Below are 549 nucleotides of genomic sequence, written 5' to 3'. Positions count from 1 at the left end.
CCAGCCGCCGAAGGTGGGGTAGATGATTGGGGTGAAGTCGTAACAAGGTAGCCGTATCGGAAGGTGCGGCTGGATCACCTCCTTTCTAAGGAAATACCTGATCACGATGATGATCAGATAGCATCGAAAGATGCAAACCGGCAGGTTCGCTCATGTTCAGTTTTGAAGGAATAAATCCTTCAACAATTCAATACCAGGTTGTGTCTTTTGCTGACGCAAAAACACTTACTAATGGCCTTTAGCTCAGCTGGTTAGAGCGCACCCCTGATAAGGGTGAGGTCGGTGGTTCGAGTCCACTAAGGCCAACCATTTTTATTCCCTTTTGGGGCCATAGCTCAGCTGGGAGAGCGCCTGCCTTGCAAGCAGGAGGTCAGCGGTTCGATCCCGCTTGGCTCCACCATGAATATCTTTGCACCTTGAAAACTGGATATGAAATTTGCGAAATATCTCTTAGCTGAGATTAACTTGAAATATGTGTTGCCAATCTAACGATTGCAACTAGGTTAAGCTACTAAGAGCGCACGGAGGATGCCTAGGCGCTAGGAGCCG

The 549-nt window shown here is 48.5% G+C and carries 2 tRNA genes and 1 rRNA gene; all 3 read left to right on the top strand.

The window, feature by feature from the left end:
* Window positions 1-85: ribosomal RNA gene (locus AC0LWF_RS27845) — 16S ribosomal RNA — on the top strand; the annotation flags it as partial.
* Between the two features lie 147 nt (window positions 86-232).
* A tRNA-Ile gene (locus AC0LWF_RS27840) sits at window positions 233-309 on the top strand.
* A 15-nt stretch (window positions 310-324) separates the two neighbouring features.
* Window positions 325-400: transfer RNA gene (locus AC0LWF_RS27835), tRNA-Ala, on the top strand.
* The last annotated feature ends 149 nt before the right edge of the window (window positions 401-549 follow it).

Source organism: Paenibacillus sp. sgz302114 (assembly GCF_056120345.1).
Note: the sequence above shows the minus strand (reverse complement) of the source record. Positions and strands in the feature narration are given on the sequence as shown.